This window comes from Lentzea aerocolonigenes (genome assembly GCF_000974445.1).
GTDB classification, from domain to species: Bacteria; Actinomycetota; Actinomycetes; order Mycobacteriales; family Pseudonocardiaceae; genus Lentzea; species Lentzea aerocolonigenes.
Window position 1 is genome coordinate 236,382 of record NZ_BBOJ01000014.1, and the last position, 23,868, is coordinate 260,249.

The 23,868-nt window shown below is 68.5% G+C and carries 25 protein-coding genes and 1 tRNA gene; 9 read left to right on the forward strand and 17 right to left on the reverse strand.

The window, feature by feature from the left end:
* Positions 1–65: 65 nt before the first annotated feature.
* From AOM45_RS26640 to AOM45_RS26650, 4 genes are all read left to right on the forward strand, one after another.
* Entirely contained in the window at positions 66–1,391 is a 1,326-nt protein-coding gene (locus AOM45_RS26640; RefSeq protein ID WP_030467564.1) for an NAD(P)/FAD-dependent oxidoreductase, read from the forward strand.
* Positions 1,392–1,591: 200 nt separating this feature from the next.
* The gene (locus AOM45_RS53555; RefSeq protein ID WP_269083663.1) at positions 1,592–1,714 is read left to right on the forward strand and encodes a hypothetical protein; all 123 of its coding nucleotides are present in this window, start codon (positions 1,592–1,594) and stop codon (positions 1,712–1,714) included.
* On the forward strand, positions 1,711–2,814 hold the full coding sequence (locus AOM45_RS26645) for an ATP-grasp domain-containing protein (RefSeq protein WP_081902110.1): 1,104 nt from the start codon (positions 1,711–1,713) through the stop codon (positions 2,812–2,814). The genes AOM45_RS53555 and AOM45_RS26645 overlap by 4 nt, the downstream gene beginning before the upstream one ends.
* Positions 2,815–2,932: 118 nt before the next feature.
* Positions 2,933–3,009 (forward strand) — tRNA-Leu (locus AOM45_RS26650).
* Positions 3,010–3,229: 220 nt separating this feature from the next.
* Here the strand turns inward: AOM45_RS26650 and AOM45_RS26655 are convergent.
* Complete coding sequence (locus AOM45_RS26655; RefSeq protein WP_236703834.1) at positions 3,230–4,567, reverse strand: ferredoxin reductase family protein; 1,338 nt, start codon at positions 4,565–4,567, stop codon at positions 3,230–3,232.
* Positions 4,568–4,673: 106 nt separating this feature from the next.
* Between AOM45_RS26655 and AOM45_RS26660 the strand changes: the two genes are divergently transcribed.
* Positions 4,674–5,729, forward strand: coding sequence for a LacI family DNA-binding transcriptional regulator (locus tag AOM45_RS26660; RefSeq protein ID WP_030467561.1), 1,056 nt, complete (start codon positions 4,674–4,676; stop codon positions 5,727–5,729).
* On the opposite strand, the gene AOM45_RS26665 is transcribed toward AOM45_RS26660, so the two are convergent.
* From AOM45_RS26665 to AOM45_RS26685, 5 genes are all read right to left on the reverse strand, one after another.
* Positions 5,698–6,558, reverse strand: a complete 861-nt coding sequence (locus tag AOM45_RS26665; protein WP_030467560.1) for a tachylectin-related carbohydrate-binding protein — start codon at positions 6,556–6,558, stop codon at positions 5,698–5,700. The two genes, AOM45_RS26660 and AOM45_RS26665, sit on opposite strands and share 32 nt — an antisense overlap.
* A 15-nt stretch (positions 6,559–6,573) precedes the next feature.
* On the reverse strand, positions 6,574–7,941 hold the full coding sequence (locus tag AOM45_RS26670; RefSeq protein ID WP_030467559.1) for a hypothetical protein: 1,368 nt from the start codon (positions 7,939–7,941) through the stop codon (positions 6,574–6,576).
* Positions 7,942–7,958: 17 nt separating this feature from the next.
* Complete coding sequence (locus AOM45_RS26675) at positions 7,959–9,002, reverse strand: YncE family protein (protein ID WP_156093811.1); 1,044 nt, start codon at positions 9,000–9,002, stop codon at positions 7,959–7,961.
* A gap of 285 nt (positions 9,003–9,287) precedes the next feature.
* Positions 9,288–9,971: an SDR family NAD(P)-dependent oxidoreductase gene (locus AOM45_RS26680; protein ID WP_030467557.1), complete on the reverse strand. Its 684-nt coding sequence runs from the start codon at positions 9,969–9,971 to the stop codon at positions 9,288–9,290.
* Positions 9,968–10,708, reverse strand: coding sequence for an inositol monophosphatase family protein (locus AOM45_RS26685; RefSeq protein WP_051783329.1), 741 nt, complete (start codon positions 10,706–10,708; stop codon positions 9,968–9,970). Before AOM45_RS26685 ends, AOM45_RS26680 begins: the two co-directional genes overlap by 4 nt.
* 116 nt (positions 10,709–10,824) lie before the next feature.
* Between AOM45_RS26685 and AOM45_RS26690 the strand changes: the two genes are divergently transcribed.
* Positions 10,825–11,673 (forward strand): SGNH/GDSL hydrolase family protein, encoded by an 849-nt coding sequence (locus AOM45_RS26690; protein WP_051783328.1) that lies wholly within the window; start codon positions 10,825–10,827, stop codon positions 11,671–11,673.
* Here AOM45_RS26690 and AOM45_RS26695 read toward each other — a convergent pair.
* From AOM45_RS26695 to pqqA, 6 genes are all read right to left on the reverse strand, one after another.
* A complete protein-coding gene (locus tag AOM45_RS26695; RefSeq protein WP_030467554.1) occupies positions 11,627–12,775 on the reverse strand; it encodes a PucR family transcriptional regulator in 1,149 nt (382 codons plus the stop codon). The genes AOM45_RS26690 and AOM45_RS26695 overlap by 47 nt on opposite strands.
* Before the next feature lie 18 nt (positions 12,776–12,793).
* Positions 12,794–13,672, reverse strand: a complete 879-nt coding sequence (pqqB, locus tag AOM45_RS26700) for a pyrroloquinoline quinone biosynthesis protein PqqB (protein ID WP_030467553.1) — start codon at positions 13,670–13,672, stop codon at positions 12,794–12,796.
* Positions 13,669–14,748: a pyrroloquinoline quinone biosynthesis protein PqqE gene (gene pqqE, locus AOM45_RS26705; RefSeq protein ID WP_030467552.1), complete on the reverse strand. Its 1,080-nt coding sequence runs from the start codon at positions 14,746–14,748 to the stop codon at positions 13,669–13,671. Before pqqE ends, pqqB begins: the two co-directional genes overlap by 4 nt.
* Positions 14,741–15,019 (reverse strand): pyrroloquinoline quinone biosynthesis peptide chaperone PqqD, encoded by a 279-nt coding sequence (pqqD, locus tag AOM45_RS26710; protein WP_308202604.1) that lies wholly within the window; start codon positions 15,017–15,019, stop codon positions 14,741–14,743. Before pqqD ends, pqqE begins: the two co-directional genes overlap by 8 nt.
* Positions 15,016–15,711, reverse strand: coding sequence for a pyrroloquinoline-quinone synthase PqqC (pqqC, locus tag AOM45_RS26715; RefSeq protein ID WP_030467550.1), 696 nt, complete (start codon positions 15,709–15,711; stop codon positions 15,016–15,018). Before pqqC ends, pqqD begins: the two co-directional genes overlap by 4 nt.
* A 76-nt stretch (positions 15,712–15,787) precedes the next feature.
* Entirely contained in the window at positions 15,788–15,910 is a 123-nt protein-coding gene (gene pqqA / locus AOM45_RS48925; protein WP_063757028.1) for a pyrroloquinoline quinone precursor peptide PqqA, read from the reverse strand.
* A gap of 332 nt (positions 15,911–16,242) precedes the next feature.
* Between pqqA and AOM45_RS26720 the strand changes: the two genes are divergently transcribed.
* The gene (locus AOM45_RS26720) at positions 16,243–17,277 is read left to right on the forward strand and encodes a PQQ-dependent sugar dehydrogenase (protein WP_030467549.1); all 1,035 of its coding nucleotides are present in this window, start codon (positions 16,243–16,245) and stop codon (positions 17,275–17,277) included.
* 106 nt (positions 17,278–17,383) lie between these two features.
* Here AOM45_RS26720 and AOM45_RS26725 read toward each other — a convergent pair whose 3' ends face one another.
* The 3 genes from AOM45_RS26725 to AOM45_RS26735 all read right to left on the reverse strand — a co-directional run bounded on the left by AOM45_RS26725 (position 17,384) and on the right by AOM45_RS26735 (position 20,680).
* Positions 17,384–18,532 carry a polysaccharide deacetylase family protein gene (locus AOM45_RS26725; protein ID WP_236703835.1) on the reverse strand — a complete coding sequence of 383 codons (1,149 nt, stop codon included), beginning with the start codon at positions 18,530–18,532 and terminating at the stop codon, positions 17,384–17,386.
* 70 nt (positions 18,533–18,602) lie between these two features.
* Positions 18,603–19,307 (reverse strand): class F sortase, encoded by a 705-nt coding sequence (locus tag AOM45_RS26730; protein ID WP_236703836.1) that lies wholly within the window; start codon positions 19,305–19,307, stop codon positions 18,603–18,605.
* Positions 19,292–20,680 (reverse strand): MSCRAMM family protein, encoded by a 1,389-nt coding sequence (locus AOM45_RS26735; RefSeq protein WP_030467546.1) that lies wholly within the window; start codon positions 20,678–20,680, stop codon positions 19,292–19,294. Before AOM45_RS26735 ends, AOM45_RS26730 begins: the two co-directional genes overlap by 16 nt.
* A 317-nt stretch (positions 20,681–20,997) precedes the next feature.
* Here AOM45_RS26735 and AOM45_RS26740 point away from each other — a divergent pair, with 317 nt between their 5' ends.
* On the forward strand, positions 20,998–21,804 hold the full coding sequence (locus AOM45_RS26740) for a Bax inhibitor-1/YccA family protein (protein WP_030467545.1): 807 nt from the start codon (positions 20,998–21,000) through the stop codon (positions 21,802–21,804).
* Positions 21,805–21,874: 70 nt separating this feature from the next.
* Positions 21,875–22,192 carry a HEAT repeat domain-containing protein gene (locus AOM45_RS26745; RefSeq protein WP_030467544.1) on the forward strand — a complete coding sequence of 106 codons (318 nt, stop codon included), beginning with the start codon at positions 21,875–21,877 and terminating at the stop codon, positions 22,190–22,192.
* Here AOM45_RS26745 and AOM45_RS26750 read toward each other — a convergent pair.
* A complete protein-coding gene (locus AOM45_RS26750) occupies positions 22,189–22,398 on the reverse strand; it encodes a hypothetical protein (RefSeq protein ID WP_030467543.1) in 210 nt (69 codons plus the stop codon). The two genes, AOM45_RS26745 and AOM45_RS26750, sit on opposite strands and share 4 nt — an antisense overlap.
* Before the next feature lie 164 nt (positions 22,399–22,562).
* On the reverse strand, positions 22,563–23,783 hold the full coding sequence (locus AOM45_RS26755) for an acetyl-CoA C-acetyltransferase (protein ID WP_030467542.1): 1,221 nt from the start codon (positions 23,781–23,783) through the stop codon (positions 22,563–22,565).
* Positions 23,784–23,868: the final 85 nt, after the last annotated feature.

Here is a 23,868-nt window from a genome sequence, read left to right on the forward strand (position 1 = left end):
CGACGGTAGTCACAACGGCCCCTCCGGACGCGCGAAAAAGCGGGTCGTGGTGCGACCATATGTGTATGGCTGCTGTGAAGTCGCAACCCACGCGAATCGTCATTGTCGGCGGTGGGTACGTCGGGATGTACACGGCTCTCGGACTGCAGAAGAAGCTGCGCTCCGGTGAGGCGTCGGTCACCGTCATCGACCCGCAGCCGCACATGACCTACCAGCCCTTCCTGCCTGAGGCGGCGGCCGGCTCCATCGAGCCGCGCCACGTCGTCGCTCCCCTGCGCAAGGTGCTCAAGCGCTGCCACGTCGTCACGGGCCGCGTCACCAAGATCGAGCACGCGCGCAAGATCGTGACCGCCGAGCTGTCGGACGGCCACGTCGAGGAGATCGAGTACGACGTGCTCGTCTCCGCGCTGGGTGCGATCTCCCGCACGCTTCCGATCCCCGGCCTGGCCGAGGTCGGCATCGGCATGAAGACGATCGGCGAGGCGATCTACGTCCGCAACCACGTGCTGTCGCGCCTCGACCAGGCCGCGAGCACGAACAACGCGGAACTGCGCAAGAAGCTCCTGAGCTTCGTCGTGATCGGTGGCGGCTTCGCGGGCATCGAGACGCTCGCCGAGCTCGAGGACATGACGCGGTATGCGCTTCGGTACTACGAGGGTGTCAAGCCCGAGGAGATGAACTGGGTCCTCGTCGAGGCGATGGGCCGGATCATGCCCGAGGTGTCCGCCAAGCTCGGCGCGTGGACCGTCGAGGCGCTGGAGAAGCGCGGCATCAAGATCTACCTCGACACCCGGGTCAAGTCGCTGGAGAACGGCCACGTCATCCTCGACGACGGCACCGAGTTCGACTCCGACACGATCATCTGGACCGCCGGCATGAAGGCGAACCCGGTGCTGCGCAACACGGACCTCCCGCTCGACGAGCGCGGCCGCGTCCGGTGCACCGCCGCCATGCAGGTCCAGGGCCTCGACGGCGTGTGGGCCGCCGGTGACTGCTCCGCCGTGCCGGACCTCTCGCGCATCGAGGAGGACCCGACGGCGACGTGCGTGCCGAACGCGCAGCACGCCATCCGTCAGTCGAAGCTGCTCTCCAAGAACATCGTCGCGTCGCTGCGCGGCCAGAAGCCGAAGGACTACTTCCACAAGTACCTCGGCTCGGTCGCGGGCCTCGGCCTCTACAAGGGCGTGGCGGACGTGTTCGGCCTGCGCTTCAAGGGCCTGCCGGCGTGGTTCATGCACCGCAGCTACCACGTGGCGTTCATGCCGACCGTGAACCGCAAGCTGCGCGTGCTGATGGACTGGACGCAGGCGCTGTTCTACGGGCGCGAGATCGTGGCGCTCGGTCAGATCAACGACCCGAAGTCGGACTTCGACCGCGCGGTGCAAAGCTGATCCATTACTCCCCGTGAGTGCACAGGTGCCCCGAACGTGACCACGTTCGGGGCACTTCGTGCGTCCAGGGGCGGAACTTGAGCGCCCAATCGGAGTAAGCTCCAGGGGCTGCCTTGACATTGCGTTACGTGAACCAGAGACTACGGCTGGTGCATCACCTGAATGCGTGATTCGCCCGTGTGGGGAGAGAGGTGATCCCGATGTCTCTCGAGGAGCTGGCCGCACAGCTTCGTCGTGGCGAGATCGAGGACCCCGCGTTGGCGCAGTACGCCGCAGAGTACGCGCAGGCGGGGCAGAGTTTCCGCAGCAAGAAGGACGATTGAGCAGGTCGGCTGACGGGCGGGTGCCGGGTGCCCCGTCCGAGGCTGCCAGACCTCTGCTGCTCCAGGGTCAGGACTACCTCTTCCGCTCTCCGCCCAAGTGCCTGGACTTCCAGGAACAGGTGCACCGCCTCGGCATGGTCGACGAGGGCGACGGCAATCCCCAACCCTGTGTGCTGGTGCTTGCGCGCGCCGCCGACATGGAGATGAACGAGCTCTCCATCGCACTGGCCGAACGCGGCATCCGCATGGCCCGCATCGACGCCGACCGCTGCGTCGACCTGCCGCTCTCCGTCTACACCGACCAGCCGCTGATCGAGCTCGACCGCTGGCTGCTGCGCCCCCTGCTCGTCTGGCGCCGCCACTTCGAACTCTCCGCCGTGCCCGTGGAGCCGGGAACCCTGGCCGGCGCCTACGCGGTCGACCAGTGGGCCTCAGTGGCCAACTGGCTGTCCTCACGCTCCGACTGGGCTCATGTGAACCCGTCGCGCTTCTCGACGCATCTGGACCGCCTGACGCAGCTTTCCGACGCAGCGGCATTCGGCCTCCGTGTCCCCCGCACGGCCGTGACGACACGTCCGGGCCGTACGCGCCCCGGCGGAGCCCATTGCATCGTCAAGACCGCCGGCCGCCACCTGCTGGAACCACGTCCGGGCGTGCAACACGGCCTCTTCCCGCGGCCACTGGAGACCTCACGCGCCTCCGACGCCCCCGAGCCCGCGCCGGTGATCGTCCAGGAGTACGTCCCGTCCGACACGGAACTGCGCGTGTTCGTGGTGGGAGAGCGCTGCATCGCGTTCCAGGTGGACAAACTCGACCCGGCCCAACTCTGGGTCGACCCGGACGCCGTGCGCGTGACGCCGACCTCGGTGCCTTCTTCTCTGTCGGACCGCCTGCTGGCCCTGGCGCGCCACTGGCGAGTGCAGGTGGCGGCGTTCGACCTGCTCGTGACCGGCCGCGACCACGTGTTCCTGGAGATCAACGTGAACTGCGACTGGCGCTGGTTCGAGCACCGGGCGGGGGACAACTCGGTCTCCGCGGCCGTGCACGACTGGGTGGCGCTGCGGTTCAAGGAGCTGCTCGGGGCGGGGAGGGCACGCTGATGTTCGGGTCCGTTCGAACCTTAGCCGGATGCTCGTTCTAGTCCAACCTGATGGGCCGTGCGGGCGAGAAATCACCATCCGCTCACACAAGCGGACGATCAAGCCCTAGGCTCCCCACGCCCCCGTAGCCCAATCGGTAGAGGCAGGTCCCTTAAAAGGATCACAGTACGGGTTCGAATCCCGTCGGGGGCACCACGCGTTTCACTCCTCCGGCGCTGGTGCTGACCAGCGCAAGCGCTGTCGAATGATGATCTTGTAACCCTGGGTGATACCGGGCTGTTCGGGGCCCGGTGCCCGCCCCCGTGTCGATGTGGTGCCGACGTCGGTCCGGGTGCCGGGCGGGTGTGCGCTACGTCTCAGCCCGTTCTTCGGGGCTCGCCACCGGAGCGGCGAGCCCGTCCACTTCAGCCCGGCGTCACGCCAGCCCGAACCGCTCCGAGTGCACCTGCCGCCCAGGAACCTTCAACCGGCGCAGCGCATCGAGCACGGCTGAGGTCATCGCGGGCGGGCCGCACACGTACACGTCGCGTTCGTCGATGTCGGGAACCAGGGTGCGGAGACTGCCCGGCTCGAACGGCGAGGGCCTGTCCGCCGTGCGGCCGGTGAGCAGGTGCAGCCGGCCGCCGCGTTCCGCGACCAGCGTGCGCACCTCGTCGGCCAGGACGGCGTCCTCAGCGGTGCGGACCCGGTAGAGCACCACGACGTCGCCTGCCGGTTCCTCCTCCAGAAGGGCTCGGATCGGCGTGATGCCCACCCCGCCGGCGATGAGGAGTGCGCCGGGGCGGGTGCGGTGCAGTGAGGTGAACGCGCCGTACGGGCCCTCGACGAAGGCTCGGCTTCCCACCGGGACGTTGCGCAGGCCGGCGCTGACCTTGCCGACCGCCTTGGCCGTCAGGCGCAGCGTGCGGCCGTCGGGTGCCGCCGAGAGGGAGAACGGGTTCGCCAGCCACCAGTGGTTGTGGCCGGGGAAGCGCCAGATGCAGAACTGGCCTGCCCTGGCAGGCAGCTTGTCGAGGTGGCGGCCGGTGACGTGGATCGACACCACGTCGTCGGACTCCGGGACGACTGCCGCGACCTCGAAGTGGTGGTAGGCGTTGCGCCACAGGGGCATCACGATCCGGCCCGTAACCAAAGCGCCGAACGCGAACAGCCACAGGGCCCACCAGTAGATCTGCGCGAACGGGGACGACTTGAAGGTCGTGGTCTCCCGCAGCTGGTGGACGAACGCCAGGCCCAACGCCAAGTACAGCAACAGGTGCAGGCCGTGCCACGTCTCGTATCGCAGCCGCCGCCGCACGTTCCGCGTGGAGACCGTGCCGATCACGACGACGATCAGCGCGGCGCACATGCCCAGCAGCGAGGCCGGTACTCCGGCCAGTGCGAGGAACGTCTTGCCCATCGACGCGTTGTCGAGCGTCGCGTAGCCCAGCACCACGATGAAGGCGTGGGTGAGGATGGTCCACAGCAGGGTGAAGCCGACCCAGCGGTGCCACACGGTGAGCCGGTCCATGCCGATCCGGCGGTCGAGCCACGGCAGTCGCGCCACCAGCAGCAGTTGGAACAGCATCACCACGGCGGCGTGCATGCCGAAGAACTTGGCGACGGTCAGCACCTCGTTCTTGCCGGCTCCGGCGGTGAAGAAGAGGACCTCGACGATCACCAGGTTGACGACGACGAACGCCCACAGCGCCCACCGCGCCATGACGACCGGAGGTGTGGTGCGTTGCCGCACCTGTGAAATCTTTGCCTCCACCGCTTCCCCTCTGTCCACATGAAGCACTCGTTCCCACCCGCGTTCGCCGGTAGGTTGAGTGATTAACGTCTTAACCACAAGCCGGGCGGGGCCTGTTGAGATGGACATGAAGACCACGCATGTCTGGCGGCGTCCCACGCTCGGAGCCGTGGCCGCGCTGGCCGGGGTCTCCACGGCCACGGTGTCGAACGCCCTCAACGGCACCGGACGGGTGTCCGAGGCGACGAGGCAACGCGTGATCGCCGCGGCCCGCGAGCTCGGTCACGCGCCCGCCAGCACGGCGAGGGCCGTGGCGTCCGGCTGCACCGGGGTGCTCGGCCTGACGATGACGACCTACGGCGACCTTCCCGTGTCGTACACCGAGATCCCGTACTACGGACAGCTGGCGCTGGGCGCGATGGCAGCGGCGCACGAGCGCGGCTACATGCTCATGGTGATGCCGAGTTCGTTGTCACCGTGGATGTGGCTCAGCGCGCCGATGGACGGTGTCATCCACGCCGGACCGCGTGCCGACGACCCGGTGCGCTCCCTCCTGCGGGAACGCGGCATCCCGATCGTCAGCGAGGGCAGGCCGTGCCGCCCGGTGCCCGGTGACGCGTGGGTGGACGCCGACCTCGACGCGGGACTGCGGCTCGCGCTCGACCACCTCGCGGAGGCGGGCGCCCGGCGGATCGCGCTCACCCTGCCGGTGCACGACGACGCGTACCCGCACCTGGTCGAGCAGGCCTACGTGTCCTGGTGCGCCGAACGGGACGTGCCGATCCTCGTCGAGAGGTACGCCTCGCTGCCCGACTACTTCACGACCGAACAGACTGCGGCCGGGCTGCTGCTCGACCGCGATCCACGACCGGACGCGATCGTCGGCGTCTACTCCGACTCGGGCCACAACATCCTCGCCGCCGCCCGGCATCACGGGCTCGAGGTGCCGCGGGACCTGCTGGTGGCGTGCATCAGCGAGGATCCGGACTACGCGACGACGAGCCCGCCCGTGACCGCGGTGAGCTTGCGCCCGGATCGGATCGGTGAGGAAGCGGTCGACCTGCTGATCGCGCTCATCAACGAACGGACCGGCGTGGACCGGCGCCGGCTCGTGCAGCCGGAGCTGGTTGTCCGCCGGTCCACTCACGGACTCAGTTCTTCTTCACCTGGTTCAGCCGGGTGATCACCGCACCACCGTCCTGCGGCCCGAACGAGTTGCACGCGGAGTTCCACGGGAACCGGCTGCACGCGTTGGACTGCACGACGACGTCCTGCTCGCTGTTCCACCCGCTGCCGATGATCTTCGCGTTCTTCCACGTCTTGGCGACGGGGTTGTAGCTGTACCAGAGCAGGTTGCCGTTGTTCTGGTTCACGGCGTAGAACGTCTCGCCGCCGGCCGAGCTCAGGTTCTTCAGGTTCGCCCAGCCCGTGGTGACCGTCGTGACGGGCTTGACCCACGTCGCCGTGGCGGCCGACCAGAAGTCGATGTAGTAGCGGTACATCGCGCCGGCCGCGTTGCGCGCGTAGACGACACCACGGCTCGTTGCGACGATCGCGTTGTACTGGGTCAGGCCGGTGTCCAGCAGGGCGCCCTGCACGGCCCACTGCTGGGTCGCGAAGTTGTAGTAGTGCGCCTTGAGGTTGCCGAGGGTGTCGAGCGTGTAGATCACGCCGTCCTCGTCCACCGAGATCCGGTAGCGGGTGTTGGCCGCCGTGTAGGACCAGCCCTGGCCGAGCACGACGTACTCGCTGCCGTTGAACGAGTCCCAGTTGGTTCCGTTGTAGTGCAACAGTCTCAGCTCACCGCCGGTGGTGATGCTGAACATCCACCCGCTCGGGCCCGCGAGCACGCGGCCCTGCCAGCCCGCGCCCACCTGGTAGCTCTCGCCCCAGACGAACGTACCGGTGGTCGGCGTCGAGTGTTCGAACAGGTAAAGGTCGCCGACGTTGTCGCACGGGTAGACCGGAGCGAGGCCGTAGCGGGCCGACAACGTGGTGCTGGGTCCTGGCATGTCTCACTCCACCCCTCAGAGGTTCAGCATGGCGGTGCAGGCGTCGAGAACCAGACGCTCGGTGGTCCCGGGCGAGGCCGCGCCGCTCGGGTTGAACTTCAGTGGTGCGGGCCAGGCGTAGAACGTCGTCCACGAGCCGGGACCCGAAATCTGGTCGTCGTCGGTCCAGCCGGCCTCGTAGCCGAAGTGCTTCGCCTCGCCTGCCTGCAGGACGCCGTTGGCCGCGACGTAGCCCTCGGTCTCGTTGGCGTAGGCCATGATCCAGAGCCAGCCCGGGGTCTGGTTCTGCAACGTCACCGCGTACTGCGAGAGGACCTCGTGCGACATCGCGAGGATGTTCAGGCCGCCCAGGTTCCAGCGCTGGATGGGCATCGGGAACACCTTGGGCAGTCCCTCGCCGTGGATCTGCTCGATCATGACCTCGGCGTGGCGGTACGCGAAGTCGTCGGGCGGGAACGTGTCGATCCGCTCGTTGTAGGAGTTGCGGGCGCGGATCACCGCCGCCGGGTCGCCGAAGTCCACCGTCAGCGGGAGCTTGACCTCGTTGTAGTAGGTGCTGATCGGGCCGTTGACCGCGTTCCAGCCACCGGAGTTCACCATCTGCACGACCGCGTTGCCCAGCGTCGTGCCGAGGCTCGTGACCTGGCCGGGCGCGTGCGGGTCGTTGGGTTCCTGGTCGCCCGCGGCGCCCTGGAAGAACAACGCCTGCACGCCGAGGGCGTTGCTGATGACGTCGGTCGCGGCGCCGGGGTAGTCGCTGCAGAACACCTTGTCGTTGCCGCGGGACACGGCGTGGCACGCGTAGCCGAACAGGACGGTGAACAGGCTGTTGTTGCTCGTGCGCCGGGCGACCAGCGCGGAGATCGTGGTGAGGACGTTGGGTTCCTCCGCCCGGTTGTAGCCGATCGTCGTGTTGCCTTCCTTGTACGACAAGGTGACCGGCGTGCGGGCCATGGCGACGGTCTGCTGCACGAGGGCGACCATCTGGTTGATGAACACCGTCGTGGTGCCCTCGATCGCGCTGATGTCCGCGGCCGTGAGGTCCATCATCACGTACGGGCTCGGCCGCGTGGTGCCGATCATCGGACCGGAGTGGGTGTGGCTGCAGATGATCAGGAAGTTGCCGTTGTTGTTGCCCACCAACGACAGCACGGCGGACCTGATCGCCTGGTGGACGTAGCGCGGGATGCTCACGACGTCGACGCGGAGCATCACCTTGGGGCCGGCACCGTCGTCGATGAGGACGCACTGGGCGCGCAGCCTGCGGTCCACCGCGCCCGCGTTGCCGCGCGCGGCACCGCAGTAGCCGCCCATCCACAGGCTCGGGTAGGTGGGCCAGGTCGGGGTGTAGTCCAGGGTCTTGACGGCCATGGAGAAAGGCATCGCGGGTTCCTCCCGGCTCAGACGGTCTCGACGAACGCGACGCAGGTCGGCGTGTTCGAGTTGGGGGTCGACAGGGAGTTGTCCGGCTTGCCGGACGCGGTGTCCGCGGACGTGACCTTGCGGTTCTTCTTGTCCAGCACGAACGCGCGGTCACCGTCCTTGCTCATCGTCAGAGGACCGTTCGCCTTGCCGTTGGGCTCCTTCGTCCTCACCTTGTTGGACGCGATGTTCACCGTCACGAGCTGCGAGTCCGCGTTGCGGCCCGCGTAGAGGCTCACCACCGCGAACGTTCCGTTCGGGTGCACCGCCAGGCCGCAGGGAACGCCCTCCAGTTCGGTCGAACCCGACTTGCCGCCACGCAGGTCGTACGTGACCAGCTCGCGCAACGCGGCCGCGTAGAGGCTCTTGCCCTTGGGGTCGATGGCGAGTTCGAGCACCTGCTTCTCGGTCCTGAACGAACCGGCCACCGCGTTCTTCGCGGTGTCGACGATCGTCACGTTCTTCGCCCGCTCGTCGCCCACGAACAGCTGCGTGCCGTCCGGCGTCAACGCCAGCGAGCGAGGCCACAGTCCCGCGTTGATCAGGGTGCGCACGTCACCGGTCGCCGCGTCCACCACGGCCACGTGCCCGCGGGAACCACCGGCACCGCTCGACCCGGTCGCGACGTAGACGGTCTTGCCGTCGGGCGAGACCACCACCTCGTTGGCGAACCCGCCGACGGCGATCTCGTCGGTGACCTTGGCGGCGTCCACGTCCACGACGCTCAGGCCCGGTCCGAACGCCGTTGCCACGTACGCCCGCAGCCCGTCCGGCGAGCCCGCGATCCCGTTGGGCTGGCCGTTGACGGCGACGATCGTGGACCCGCCGTTCAGGCTCGGGTCGGCGAGCTGCACGACTCCGTTGCCCAGGTGGTCCACGCTGCCGATGATCAGCTTCCTGCGTCCGGGCGCCGCCGAGGCGACTCCGGCGAACACGCTGTGCCCCACGACGCTCGCCGCTGCGCCTCCCAGCGCGGCGGTCAGCAGTGTCCGACGGGAAAGTCCTCGGTTCTCGGTTGTCATGTCGTCCGTCCCCCTCTGGTCCAGGTCGACTGGTTGAGGATTCGACGAAAACGACGTCCGCGTTATCACTAGGTGTAGTCAAAACTTGGTCCGTGACCAAGTTGACACCTTTGATAAGTGATCGATGCGGACAGTGCATGATGCGTGACGGACCGCTTGTGACCAGCGGTTCTTCCGAGGGTCAAGGATGGGTCTTTGTGCTCTGTTAATTCCGGTGTCACGTGATGTAACTAGAATGGGTGATTACGGAAAGTAGTGTTTCAGCCACGATGAGCGTGGGTAGCGCTACCACGTCGGGCGAGCCGTGACGCCGCCGTCGACCACGAGGTCGTGGCCGGTGATCCACGAGGCGAGGTCCGAGGCGAGGAACACGCACGCGTTGCCGATGTCCTCCGGCGTCCCGAGCCGCCCCAACGGTGCCGCCGCCTGCCACCGGGCGACGCCCTCCGGCCACTGCTCCTCGATGCCGGGCCTGGCCACCAGACCCGGTGAGACGGTGTTGACGCGGATCCCGCGCGGGCCGTACTCGAGCGCCGCCGCACGCGCGTGCATGATCAGCGCGGCCTTCGAGGCGGCGTAGTGGGCGTGGCCGGGCGCCGGGTGGGACCCCTCGATCGACGCGATGTGGGTGATCGAACCGCCGCGGCCCAGGTGGCGCGCCGCGGCCTGGGTGACGGCGAACGGGCCCGTCAGGTTCGTGTCCACGACAGATCGCCACTGCTCGATCGTCATGTCCGGCAACGGTTCCACGGGCTGCACACCGGCGTTGTTGACGACCGCGTCCAGCCTGCCGTGCCGCGCGACGGCCTCGTCGACGATCCTCGCGGCGTCCGTGCGCAGGTCGCCGTCGGCGCGTCCGAGGTGGCGGACGACCACGGCGCCCGCGTCGGCGAACCGGGCCGAGATGCCCGCGCCGATGGTGCCGCCGGCTCCGGTGACCAGTACGACCCTGCCGCGGAGATCGATCACGAGACGACGCCCTCCAGTCGGTCGGCCAGCCACGACACGATCTCACCCCGGCCCGCCACGAACCCGGTGGAGCCGATCTCGCGGAACTCTCCGCCCGCCGAGCGGACGAGCACCGCGCCCGCCGCGACGTCCCACGGGTGGATGCCGAGGTTCGCCGCCGCGTCCGCCCGCCCGGCCGCGACCCAGGCGAGCGACAGGGCGGTGGAGTAGACGCGGCGCACGTCCGCGACCTCCATCAGCTCACCCAGCAGGTCCAGCTCGCCGCGGTACGGGCTGCCGGGCAACGGCATGTCGGTCAGCACGAGCGGCCGCGGGCTCACCCCAGGGGTGATCGTCAGCCCGGTCGAGCTGACCGCGAACGGCACGTCGACGGCCGCCGTGAACAGCTCGTCGCGGAACGGGTCCAGCACGCAGCCCGCGACCAGCTCGCCGTCGACGGCCGCGGCCACCGAGATGCACGACAAGGGCAGGCCGCGCACGAAGTTGCGGGTGCCGTCGATCGGGTCGACGTACCAGGTGATCGGCGCTCGGGCCGACCCGAGCTCCTCGCCGATCACCGCCGACTCCGGCACCGCGGCCACGAGCGCCCGGCGCAGGAACGCCTCGACCTCCAGGTCCGCCGAACTGACCTGGTCGAACGTGCCCTTCGCCGACACGTCGACCGGCAGCTCGTGCAGCAGCTTCGCGGCGTCCGCGCAGGACCGTGCGGCCAGTGCGAGAAGATCCCCAGGAGTCACGGCCCCATTGTGATCCGTCACAAACACGTCCGGCGGACTCTGGGCAGCGTCCCACCCGCGGCAGTGACCAGAACCACCACGATGAGCAGACCTGACAGCGACGTTGGAGGTTCGGAATGCGGATCGTGGCCGGGTTGGCGCTCGTGGCGACGTTGGTCGCCGGAACAACCGCAGCACAGGCGGACGACACCCTCGACTACGTGGCACTGGGTGACTCGGCGGCGGCCGGTCCGCTCATCCCGAACCAGGACCCGGCGCTGTGGTGCCTGCGCTCGGACCAGAACTACCCGCAGGTCGCGGCGAAACTGCTCGGTGCGAGGCTCACCGACGTCACGTGCTCCGGCGCGAAGACCGACGACTTCGCGGGCCGCCAGTTCGGGTTCGTCGCACCGCAGTACGACGCGCTGAAGCCGAGCACCGACCTCGTGTCGCTGACGATCGGCGCCAACGACATCGGCCTCTTCCAGACGGCGTTGAGCTGCATCAACCTCCTGCCCGAACCGGCTGGGCTCTCCTGCAAGGACCGCTACACCGCCGGTGGTGCCGACCAGCTCGCCGCGGCCGTTGACGCGTGGGCACCCGAGTTCGGTGCCGCGCTGGACGAGATCAAGCGCCGTTCGCCGAACGCGAAGCTGCTGGTCACCGGCTACGGCACCTACATCAGGCCGGGCGGCTGCTATCCGCGTCAGCCGGTCTGGGGCCGCGACGCCGACTACCTGCAGGGCGTCATGAACAGGATCAGCGCGACCGCGAGGTCCGAGGCGTCCAAGCGCGGCGCGACCTTCGTGGACTTCGCCGCGGTGACCGTCGGGCACGACATCTGCGCCGAGCCGGCCGACCGGTACCTCGAAGGCCTGATCCCGACGACGATCGCCGCACCGTTGCACCCCAACGCCGCGGGCATGAAGGCGTTCGGGACTACGGTCGCGAGCGCCGTGCGGCCAGTGCCGCCGTCAGCAGCGTGACGTGCTCGATCCGCGTCGGGTCCAGCCCGGTCAACTCGGCGACCCGCCGCAGCCGGTAGTCGACGGTGTTCGGGTGCACGTGCAGCTCGGTCGCGGCAGGACGCCGTGACCCGCGCCGGAGGTAGACCTCCAGCGTCTGCACCAGTTCCTCGGTCAACGGCTCCACAACGGAGGCCAACGGTCCGAGCGCCGCGCTCGGCCGGGACAGCTGGTACTCGAGCAGCACGTCGGTGAGCCGGTACAGGCCAGGACCCGACCGCACGGCCACGGCGAGGACCTCGCGCGCGAGCCCGGCGGCGGCCGCGACCCCGGAGGGGGAGGCCGCGACCGCCGCCACCGTGATCGGTACACCCGCGGCCTTGGCGACGTCGGCGACGATCCGGTCCACGCGGTCGTCCTCGCCGGGCAGCAGCGCGATCCCGCCGTCCGGGGTGAGCGAGGACAGCACCGGCTCCCGGCTGTGCCGCTCCAGCTCGGTCCGCAGCCGGCGCAGCTTCCGGCGCCCGGCGATGGCCGCGTCCACACCGGCCAGCAGCTCGTCGGGATGCGGCGGCACGTGCAGCGCCAGCACCACGAGCGGTCCGGACACCTCCGCGGACCCGTCGAGCAACGCGGCCAGCAACGTGTGCCGCGCGGACCTCTCGTCGTCGAACATCGTCTGCCGCTCGTCGAGGTACCCGGCGCTCACGACCGGAGTCACGAGCTGGAGGTACCGCAACGCCAACGCGTTCAGCGCCAGCACCTCCCCGACCTCCTCGGGCCGCGCCTCGGGCACCAGCGACTCCCACACGACCTGGATGCCCACGTGGTACGCCGTGAGCACCACGTCGATCGGCACGCCCTCCTCCGCCCGCCGTGCCGCCGACTCGCGCAGGAACCGCAGCTCGTCCTCGGACGGCAGCTCACCGCTCCCGAGCACCTGGGCGAAAGCGCGCAACGCGTGTTCGACGACCCGGAAGATGTCGCCCTGGAGCTCCTCCGCGGGCAGCTGGGCGTACGCGGGAACGCGCTCGACCAGCGACGCGATCACCTGCCGCACGAAGGAGGGCAGCTCCGCGACGATCCGGTCGGCCACCGGACGTCCGCCGATCACGTAGGACATCCGCCGATTCTGGCGGATCTACAGCTCGATCACCGTGCCGTCGAGCGGAACCTCGACGCCTGCCTCCCGCAGCTTGAACGACTCCGGCGACGACGGATCCAGCACCGGGTTGGTGTTGTTGAGGTGCGTGTAGATCCGCCGCACCTCCGGAAACCGCCGCAGCTCCGGCAGACTGGCCGTGATCGGCAGGTGCCCCATCGCGGCCTGGCCGGACGAGCTGCCGGTCGCCGAGCCCATCTCCGAGGCCGCGTAGAACGTGCCGTCGAGCAGCACGCAGCCGGCCTGCGCCACCACCTCGTCGAAGCCTTCCGGCCACGACGCCAGACAGGGCGCGTAGACCAGCACACCTCCCGAAACCGGGTCCTCGAACCTGTACGCCACCACCCAGCGGCTGTCCACAGTGGACGAGCGGGCGTACTTCGGGCGCTTGCCGCTGATCGGGATCGCCGTGACGAGCAACCCGCCGAGGTCGAACTGATCCGCGTCCACCTCGCGCCACGCCACCGGTGCGTAGCCGTCGATCACCGTGCGCAGGTCGAACTGGTCCCGCAACGCGTGCAGGACCGTACCGGGCGCCCACACCGTCAGCCCCGTCCCGCCGCGCAACGTCAGCAGACCCAGCGTGTGGTCCAGCTCGGCGTCGGTGAACAACGCCCCGCGCACCGGGGTGTCGCGCGGTCCGGGACCGGGGTTCAGGAAAGAACACGCGGCGATCTGGGTGCGGATGTCCGGTGAGGCGTTGACCAGCCACCAGTCCGTGCCGTTGCCGCTGATCGCGAGGCAGTCCTGCGACCGCGACGGCAGCGAGCCCGACCGGGCGCGCACGCACAGGGCGCAGGCGCAGTTCCACTGGGGGAAGCCACCGCCTGCCGTGGTGCCGAGCAGGACGGCTCTCACGGCATCTTCCTCATGGCCATCGCGGGAACCTCGGGCGGTGCCATCTCGGTCTCCAGGATCAGGTCCACAGTGGACCGCGCGGGGGACAGCGAACAGACCGGGTCGGTCGCGGCGGCATCGCCCGTGAGCTGGAAGGCCTGGCAGCGGCAGCCGCCGAAGTCGATCTCCTTGCGCGGGCACGAGCGGCACGGGTACCGCATCCACTCGAAGCCGCGGAAGGCGTTGAACGACGGCGAGTCGTGCCAGATGTCGTGCAAGGACTTCTCCCGCACGTTCTCGATCTTCAGCGTCGAGATCACCGTGGCGGCGGGGCAGGGGAGGACGTCACCGTTCGGCGCGACCGTCAGCTGCCGGGCTCCCCACCCGTACATGCACGGTTTCGGGTGGGCCTCGTGGTAGTCCGCGATGACGTAGACGATCTCCATTCGCCCGCGCAGCCGTTCCTGCGCGGCGGCGACGACCGGGTCCGCGGCGGCGAGCTGGTCGCGTGTCGGCAGGAGAACGGCCCGGTTGCGCAGCGCCCAGCCGTAGTACTGGGTGTTGGCGAGCTCCAGGCGCTCGGCGCCCATCTCCTCCGCCATCGCGATGATGCCGGCGACGTTGTCGAGGTTCTGCCGGTGCAGCACGGTGTTGACCGTCAGCGGCAGGTCCTCGTCACGAACGAAGGCGGCGGCCTGCACCTTGCGGTCGAACGCCTTGATGCCCGCGATCCGGTCGTTGCCCTCGCGGGTCGCGTCCTGCAACGAGAGCTGCACGTGGTCGACGCCGCGCGCAGCCAGGTCCCGCAACCTTTCCCGGGACAGGCCCACTCCGGACGTGACCAGGTTGACGTAGCAGCCGAGGCTGTTCGCGTGCGTCACCAGCTCGGGCAGGTCGGGCCGCAGCAACGGTTCGCCGCCGGACAGGTGGATCTGCAACGCGCCGAGCGACCGGGCCTGGTCGAACACGCGCCGCCAGTCCTCGGTCGAGAGCTCCGCGTCGCGCCGCACCAGCTCGACGGGGTTCGAGCAGTAGCCGCACTGCAACGGGCACCGGTGCGTCAGCTCGGCCAGCAGTCCGAAAGGAGCCTCAGCCATCGACGTCCACCACCCTCCGCTCGACCAGGCGAGCGACCAGCGAGGCGATGTCCGCGGGTTCGACACCGTCGTACTCGTCACCCAGGACGAGAGCGATGTCCCCGACGGAACGCACGCCATCACAAAGTGACACAACGGAAGCAGCGGTCTCGTTCAGCACCAGCACACCCTCCGGGAACAGGACGACGTGCGCGGAGCGGATCTGGTCGTACGTGCACTTCACCCCGCGCCGGATGCGCGGCACGGCGTCCAGCGCGACGGCCGAGATCACGGCTTTCCCTTGCCCGAGTAGTAGTCGACGGCGTCCAGCACAGCGCGTAAGACGTCGCATTTGAACGACAACGCGGCGATGGCCGCGAGCTGTTGCTCCCTGGTCCGTGAGTGCTCGACCACGATGTCCAGAGTGGCCCGTCCCTCCCCGGCGACCGCCTCGATGCGGTTGGTGAAGTAGGCGAAGCCCTCCTCGGCGATCCACGGGTACTGCTCCCGCAGCGCCGCCAGACGCCTGCGCATCAACGCACCCGAGAACATCTCGGTGAGCCCGGAGGCGATCGCCTCGACCCACGGCTTGGTGCGCGCGAAGTTCACGTAGGCGTCGACGGCGAACCTCGTGCCGGGCAGCACGTGGCGTTCGTCGAGCACCTCTTCCCTCGTCAGCCCAACGGCTTCCGCGAGCCGGATCCAGTTCTCGGCGCCACCCTCTCCCGGTTGGGTGCCGTCGTGCCAGATGATCCGCTCGCGCCACTGCCGCCGGATTTCCGGCGACGGGCAGTTGGAGAGGATCGCGGCGTCCTTCTGCGCGATGCAGCGCTGGTAGTACCAGCGGTTCGCGGCCCACGCCTGCAGCTCGTGCTTGCTCAGCTGGCCGGCGTGCATGCGCAGGTGGAACGGGTGGCTGTCCCAGTACCGGGGTGCGAGGGCGCGCAGCTCGGCGACGAACTCCGCGGGGGCAACGGCAGTCATGGACGCAAAACTCCTCGGTTCACCAGGAGGAACCGGGGCTCCCGGCAGGAGGTGGGAACCCCGGCGCGGAGCAACGTCAGCTGCGGGCCGCGTAGGCCGTGACCTCCATCGGCGTCTCGAAGTCGCGGAAGTCGGGCTTCACCCACTCGCGCTTGACCTCGGGAAGCTTCGTCTCGGTGGTGGGGACTGCAACGTTCATGGCGCAACTCCTCGGGTCTCCGGCCAGCGAGCCCGAAGTGGGCAGGCGTGGCACTTTTCCGTGGGTGCGGCGGCGAACCACACGGTATGTCCTCCGCACCACCGAGGTCCAGACCGTACAGAAAGTTCCCTGAAGTCATCGGATGAGCGCCTCGATCCGCAGACGTGTCAAACCGATGAACGGCGCAGTCGTACACCTCAGGCGTACGAGTGCGCCGTTCATCCGTCGCGACACATCGGAGGACCTTTGCCTGTGTGCACGATGTGTGCTTGGGTGGGCACGCCCTGCAACGCCGCCGCAGACACTCACGAGCGGACCAAAGGAGAGCACACATGCGTGCTCGTCGCATCGCAGCCGCGGCAGCCTGCACTGCCGCAGTCGCAACCCTCTGCGTCGTGCCGGCCTCGGCTCAGGGTGATCCCTCGGCACTCGCCGAGCGGACCCTCGCCACGAAGCTGGACATCCCGTGGGACATCGAGTTCCTGCCGGACGGCAGCGGAATCTTCACCGAACGGGACACCCGCAAGATCAAGAAGATCAAGGGCACGACCGTGACCGAGCTGGACACGGTCGAGCAGGCCCAGACGACCGGTGGTGAAGGAGGCCTGCTGGGCCTCGCCGTGTCGAAGACCTTCGCCACGGACAACTCCGTCTTCATCTACTACTCGACGGCGAGCGACAACCGGATCGCCAAGCTCCAGCTCGGCGGCACCCCGCAGCCGATCGTCACCGGGATCCCCAAGAACCGCTACCACAACGGCGGCGGACTCGAGTGGGGTCCGGACGGCTTCCTGTGGGCCACCACGGGCGACGGCCAGAACACCGCCAACGCGCAGAACTGGAACTCGTTGGGCGGCAAGGTGCTGCGCTTCGACACCGCGGGCAAGGCCGCTGCCGGCAACCCTCGCGCCGGCAGCGTCGTGTACTCGATCGGCCACCGCAACGTCCAGGGCATCACGTGGGTCGGCAACACCGCGTACGCCACCGAGTTCGGCAACAGCAAGACCGACGAGATCAACCGCATCGAAGCCGGCAAGAACTACGGCTGGCCGACCTGTGAAGGCAACTGCAGCACCGCCGGCATGACCAACCCGGTCAAGACCTGGAGCACCAGCCAGGCAGGCCCGTCCGGCATCGCGTTCTACAAGAACGCCCTGTACGTCGGCGCGGTCACCGGCAAGCGCGTCTGGAAGATCCCGGTGAACGGCACCTCGCTCGGCACCCCGCAGTCGGTGTTCACGAGCTACGGCCGTGTGCGCGCGGTGGCTCCCGCGCCGGACGGCACGTTGTGGCTCGGCACGTCCAACCAGGACAACAACGGTTCACCGAGCTCGAACGACGACCGGATCATCTCCACCGACGGCTGACCGTCACCCATCCGAGTGCTTCCTGAACGGCACGCGGGGACCTCGCGTACTCCACAACGGTACGTGGGGTCCCCGCGTGCCGTCAGCAGACACGGATGGGTGAGGGTTAGTTACGAGCTGCGGGCATCCGGCGGAGCTGGTCCAGCACCGCCGGATCCTGCAGCTGCATCCACTGGATCACCTCGGTGTAGGTGGCGCACACCGTTTCCGGCTTGTCGCACACGTACTCGAGGAACTGCTCCATGGCGTTCGAGAACGCCGACCCGTTCCACTCGTTGAAGTGATTGCCGACCACGATCGGCGCGCGGTTGCCGTTCAGCGCGGCCTGGTGCACCGACTTGTACGTGTCGAAGACGATCTGGGTGAACTCCGGCGCGCGTCCCGGTTCGTCCTTCGCCTGGTTGAGCGAGTACCAGAGGTTGAAGTCCATCATCACGACCTGCTTGCCGAGCGCCGGCACCCGCACCTCGGGCATCGGGAACTCGTACAGTCCGTTTTGGACGGACGGCCACTGCACGCCGAGCGCGACCTTGCTGGTGTCGTAGACCAGACCGTTCGCGGCCATCGCGGGGAAGGCCTGGTCCCAGTTGCCTTCCAGGCACGGCGTCCGTCCACCCCGGACAGCGCCGTCGGGCAGCTTGAACCCGGCCGCCCGCGCCTTGTCGACGATCTGCTTGAACTGGGCCAGTTCCTCGTTCCACGCCTTGTTGTCCCACTTGTCCACCGACGGCTGCGTGCCGCCGGAGCAGAAGTGGCCGTTGTAGTGCGTGCCGATCTCGTGGCCGTCGTCGATCACCTGGTTCAGGTAGCCGATGCGTGCCGCGATGTCCTGCCTGCTGCCGCCGAACGAGATGTCGGAGACGCCGCGCTTGAGCCCCGCCGGCGGCTGGTACTGCATCTTGTCCTGGTCGGACAACATGTACACGCCCGACAGAAGACCGGTGACGTGGGCGTTCTTGGCCTTGGCGATCGGCAGGACCTTGTCCCAGTGCTGCTTGGACACCGCGCCGTCGAAGGAGAACAGCACGAACTGCGGCGGCTTCTCACCCGGTGCGAGCTTGTGCATCCACGGCTGCTTCTGGATCTGCTCGGGGGTGGGAGCGGGCACCGTCGGCGTCGGTCCGGCGTCCTTGGGGGCGGGCAGCCGCGGTGCCATCGGCAACGGACCGGACTCCGCCTGGTTCTCCGGCTCCTTGCGCGACCCGAGGGTCATCACCATCGCAAGAACCAGCCCCAGTGCCAGGCCCGTGGTCAACCATCCCCACCGTTTCACACTTAAGGAGACGAATGGTCACCCGAACGGGTTGCGCGGAGGAAGCAATTGGTCACGCAACGGGTTCGGCGATCACCACTCGGTTCGCCTCGTACCCCTGCTGTCCGCCGATCCACGTGCCGCCGCAGGTGACCAGCACCAACCGGTGCGGGCCGCGCGGGCCGAAGAACTCGACGGCGCGGGCCGGGAGCTCCTCCTTGCGGACCGTCTCAATCTGCTTGATGCGGAACTTGAACTCCTTGCCCGCGCTGTCGGAGATCACGACCTCGCGGCCGTTCTGCGCCTGCCACAGCTCCGCGAACGGGCCCTTCGCGCCCTTCCAGTCGACGTGGCCGGCGAGCACCGTCGCGCCTTCCGCGCCGGCGATGTCCGTGCCCCACCAGGTCGCCTCGCCGATGCCGTCGGGTACGGGCAGCACGCCGTTCTTGACCTCCTTGCGCACCAGCGTGGCCGAACCGCCCGCGGGCAGCCGGACCGAGCCGGGACCCGTCTTGGGCGGCGCGGGCGCCTGCGCCGGCGGGTCGGCCGGCTTGGCGTTGGCCGTGTTCGCCCCGCCGGCCAGGCCGGTCAGGTCGGCGCCGCGACCGGTGCTGAGGCTGTCCGCCACCGGGCCCGGTCCGACCACGGGAATCTCGTCCGCGATCGCTCGTCCTTTGAGGATCTCGGTGTCGGTGTTGGTGACCAGCACGCTGGTGGCGGCGACGCCTGCCACCAGCACGCCGGTCAGAAACGCCTTGGGACTCACTGCCTGCGCCACACCAGGAAGCCTGCCAGCGCCGCGCCGAGCAGCACCAGGCCACCCACCACGAGCATCAGACCGGGACGCAGCTGCGTGTCGAACGACGCGGTCGCGACCGGTGTCTGGCCGTCCGCACCCGCGGGAATCGTGCTCGGCACGACGGGCTTGTTGGGCTTGTTCACGAGCTCCAGCGCGAGCGTCTGGCCCGCGGCGAGCGTGCCGCACGCGGCCGGTGGCGCCTTCGGGTCGTAGTACTCCTCGTACCCCTTCGGCGCGGCCGCCTCGACCAGGCAGATCTCCTGCGGGGTGCGCAGGTCGGGAACGGTCACCGTGCCGTCGGAACCGGTCTGCAGCACGAGCGGCTTGCCGTCCGTGCCGACCAGCGGCGAGTCGTCCTGCTTGAGCGCGGGGCTCGTCTGGTCCTTGGCCGTCACGCGCAGGGCGACGCCGGAGATGGCCTTCTTGGTCTCCGAGTCGATCTTCGTGATCTTCACGGCGCCGGGCGCGGTCTTGGCCTGGCCGTTGGCCTCGGCGTTGAGCTTCTTCTCACCACCGGTCGTGACCATGCGCTGCATGTTGTCCGTCTGGATCGGCTGGTGCACGACCGGCCGGTCGGCGGGGGAGTCCGCGGTGACCGCGATCGAGGGCTTGGGACCGGTGGGGATGATCTTGATGGCGGCCGGGCCGCCGTCGGGGCCCGTCGTGACCGTGCCCTCGACGCTGCCGTCGAAGAGCTTCGCGTCGGTGAGCTTGTACGCGATCGGCGCGTTCGGCACGCCCTTGCCGTTGGCCTTGGTCAGCGCGACGGTCCAGTTCGAGTCGGCGCCGATGATCAGAGGTTCCTTCGGCGCGGTGGCGCTGAGCGTCCACGGGCCGCGGTTGGCCTCGGCGTCGGCCTTCATGCGCGCGACGGCGTCCATGACGGACTGCGGCAGCCGCGCGGCGTAGAACGGCGCGTCGTAGGCGAGGAACTTCGGGTCGGTGGTGTCGAGGCGCACGGCACCGTCCGGAGCGGACGTCCAGCTGTGCAGGAGGTGCGCGAGAGCGGCGGCCTCGTCCGGCGACTTCGTCGTGGAGTAGCGGAGGAGGAGGTAGGAGATGTTCGCCGCGATGTCCGGGGCGAGCGCCTTGCCCGCCTTGGTGAGCAGCGCGTCGCCTTCCTTGTAACCGACGTTGCTGTCCGGCGCGGGCAGTGCGTACTGCACGCACCACACGTGCTTCTCCTGCCAGACGTATGACCCGTGCCACTCGCTACCTGGAGTGGCGTTGGGCTGGAGCCCTGACGCGTTGTGACCGATGCCCTTGACGCCGACCGCTGACGCCGTCGCGGGAACGGTCAGGAGCGCGAGCCCTGAGACCATCGCCACGGCGGCCAGACGTTTCCAGCCCATTTGGATCTTGATCCCCTCTGACCTGTGTTAATCCCGCGTGCGAGCTTGTCGGTCCCCCACATCGGGGACAAGCCGCCACAGGGAGGAAGTGTGTCGCTACTTTCCGTGTGAACGTGATCGGAATGTGACCGGCCTTACGCACTTTGTGTAGGACACGCCGCGACACGCCGTAACTTCACTACGCTCCGGAGTTAGCGCAGTATTTGCGCACGTGTGATCGTCGTCGGGGGTAAAGTCGTCTTTACCGACGGGGAACCTGGCACCGAGCGTGCTCGTTGTACCCGTGACGGCGTAAAGCAACGCCCCAGGAGGACCAGGTGCGCTCCAGCAGCAACCCGGCTTTCCGTAACCTGCCGACAGGCGGCGGGTACGGAGGCTACGCAGGCTTCGGCCAGCCTGAACAGGCCGGCTACCAGCAGGCTCCGCCGCCGCTGACCAGCGAGCGGCCCATGACGATCGACGACGTCGTCACCAAGACCGGCATCACGCTGGCCGTGGTGGCCGTCACCGCCGTCGTCACGTACCTCATGCAGTGGTGGGGGCTCCTCTTCCCGGCCGCGATCGTCGGCCTGGTGCTCGGCCTGATCATCTCGTTCAAGCGAGTCCCGAGCCCGCCGCTGGTCATCGCCTACGCCGCCGTCGAAGGTGTGTTCCTCGGCGCGTTCAGCGGGATCATCGGCACCATGATCGACCGCTGGACCGGCAACCCGGGCCAGGGCGTCGTCGTTATCGGTCAGGCCATCATCGGCACGATCGGCGTGTTCGCCGGCATGCTCGTGGTCTACAAGACCGGCGCGATCCGCGTCACGCCGAAGTTCACGAAGTGGATCACGGGCGCGATCATCGGTGTCGCCGTCCTGATGCTGTTCAACCTGATCGCCAGCTTCTTCATGCCGGCGGGCCTCGGCCTCCGCTCGGGTGGCGCGCTCGCGATCATCTTCAGCCTCGTCTGCATCGGCCTCGCGGCGTTCAGCTTCCTGATCGACTTCGACGCCGCCGACCAGGCGATCCGGGCCGGCGTGCCGGCCAAGTACGCGTGGCAGATCGCGTTCGGTCTCACGGTCACCCTGGTGTGGCTGTACACCGAGATCCTGCGCCTGCTGTCGTACTTCAACTCGGACTGACGTCCCGCAGGTGGGTTCGGAGGGCGCTTCGCTTCGGCGGGGCGCCCTCCGGCGTTTGCAGGGGGTGGAAATGACCAAGCGATTCGCCGAGGCGATGCGGTTGATGCGCCGTCGCGACCCGCAATTGCGGGAAGACGGCTTCTGGGCGCTGAAGCCGCACGCCGCCGAGCACGTCGACGAGTTGATCGAGGCGTTTCACGCGGAGCAGGACCACGGCCTGAGGGCGTGGCTGTTCGAGCTGATCGCGGAAGCGCGTGATCCGAAAGCGCTGCCACTCCTGGTGCGGCACCTGGCGAACGAGGAACTGCGCATGTACGCGGTGCATGGGCTGAAGGCGCTCAACACGAAGGAAGCGCGCACCGCGCTCTATCGGGACCGTGCGAACTAGGCGCGCCACCGCACGTCGGGCAGTTCGGTACCCACCTTGATCAGGCAGGTCGTGCACAGGGCGCCCGCCTGAGCACGCGAAACCCGTTCATCGGGTACCGAGTGCTCGCAGACGGCCTCGTAAAAGCTCCGGGAGCCATTGGCCTGGTCGAGGGAGAAGGCATGGCATTGCAGGTCGTATTCGCTTTGCCACCACACGTACGGCATGTCCGACCCTCCTTGCTCATCGGTAGGGACGGACTTCCCCTCGCCGGATGACGCCGTTGCGCGACGAAATACCTCATCGGCAGAAAGGTCGCACGCAAGTAGCTCCGTTCGGGTGAAGCGGAGCTACTTGCAAGCGTCAATTTGCAGATCTTGAGGAAAAAACCTCAGCTGAGGCGCTCGATCACCATCGCCATGCCCTGGCCGCCGCCGACGCACATGGTTTCGAGACCGAACTGCTTGTCGTGGAACTGCAGAGAATTGATCAAGGTCGTGGTGATTCGCGCACCCGTCATGCCGAACGGGTGGCCGACGGCGATGGCGCCGCCGTTCACGTTCAGACGATCAATGTCGATTCCGAGGTCCTTGTAGGACGGAATCACCTGGGCGGCGAACGCCTCGTTGATCTCCACGAGGTCGATGTCGGAGATCGACAGGCCGGCCAGGGCCAGTGCGCGCTTCGACGCCTCGACCGGGCCGAGGCCCATGATCTCCGGCGACAGGCCCGAGACGCCGGTGGAGACGATCCGGGCCAGCGGGGTGATGCCGAGCTCGCGCGCCTTCGTGTCGGACATGATCACCAGGGCCGCGGCGCCGTCGTTGAGCGGGCAGCAGTTGCCGGCGTTGATGCGGCCGTCGGGGCGGAAGACGGGCTTGAGCTGCGAGACGGCCTCGTAGGTCACGCCGGCGCGCGGGCCGTCGTCGGCCGACACGACCGTGCCGTCGGGCAGCGTCACCGGGGTGATCTCGCGGGCCCAGAAGCCGTCGGCGATGGCCTTCTCGGCGAGGTTCTGCGAGCGGACGCCGAACTCGTCCATCTCCTGGCGCGTCACGCCCTTGAGCAGCGCCAGGTTCTCGGCGGTCTGGCCCATCGGGATGTAGACGTCCGGCACGACGTCCAGCGTGCGCGGGTCCACCCACTCCGAGGCGCCGGTGGTGGCGGTGGACGCCGTGCGCGCCTCGGCGTCGGCGAACAGCGGGTTGTGGGTGTCGGGCCACGAGTCGGAGCTGCCCTTGGCGAACCGCGACACGGTCTCGACGCCGGCCGAGATGAACACGTCGCCCTCGCCCGCCTTGATGGCGTGCAGGGCCATGCGCGTGGTCTGCAGCGACGAGGCGCAGTACCGGGTGACGGTGGTGCCGGGCAGGTTGTCCTGGCCGAGCAGCACGGACACCACGCGCGCCATGTTGAAGCCCTGCTCGCCGCCGGGCAGGCCGCAGCCGAGCATCAGGTCGTCGATCTGCGCGGGATCGAGCTGGGGGACCTTGCCGAGCGCTGCACGAACCATCTGCGCCGCCAGGTCGTCTGGCCGCACGTCCTTCAGCGAGCCCTTGCCCGCGCGGCCGATGGGGGAACGGGCAGCGGAGACGATCACGGCCTCAGGCATCACGAAACTCCTCGTTGAGAGTCAAGGTTGCCGTCGAGCGTAGTTAACGCCCGCTCACCCCGGCCAGCGCACGTGACGGGGATTT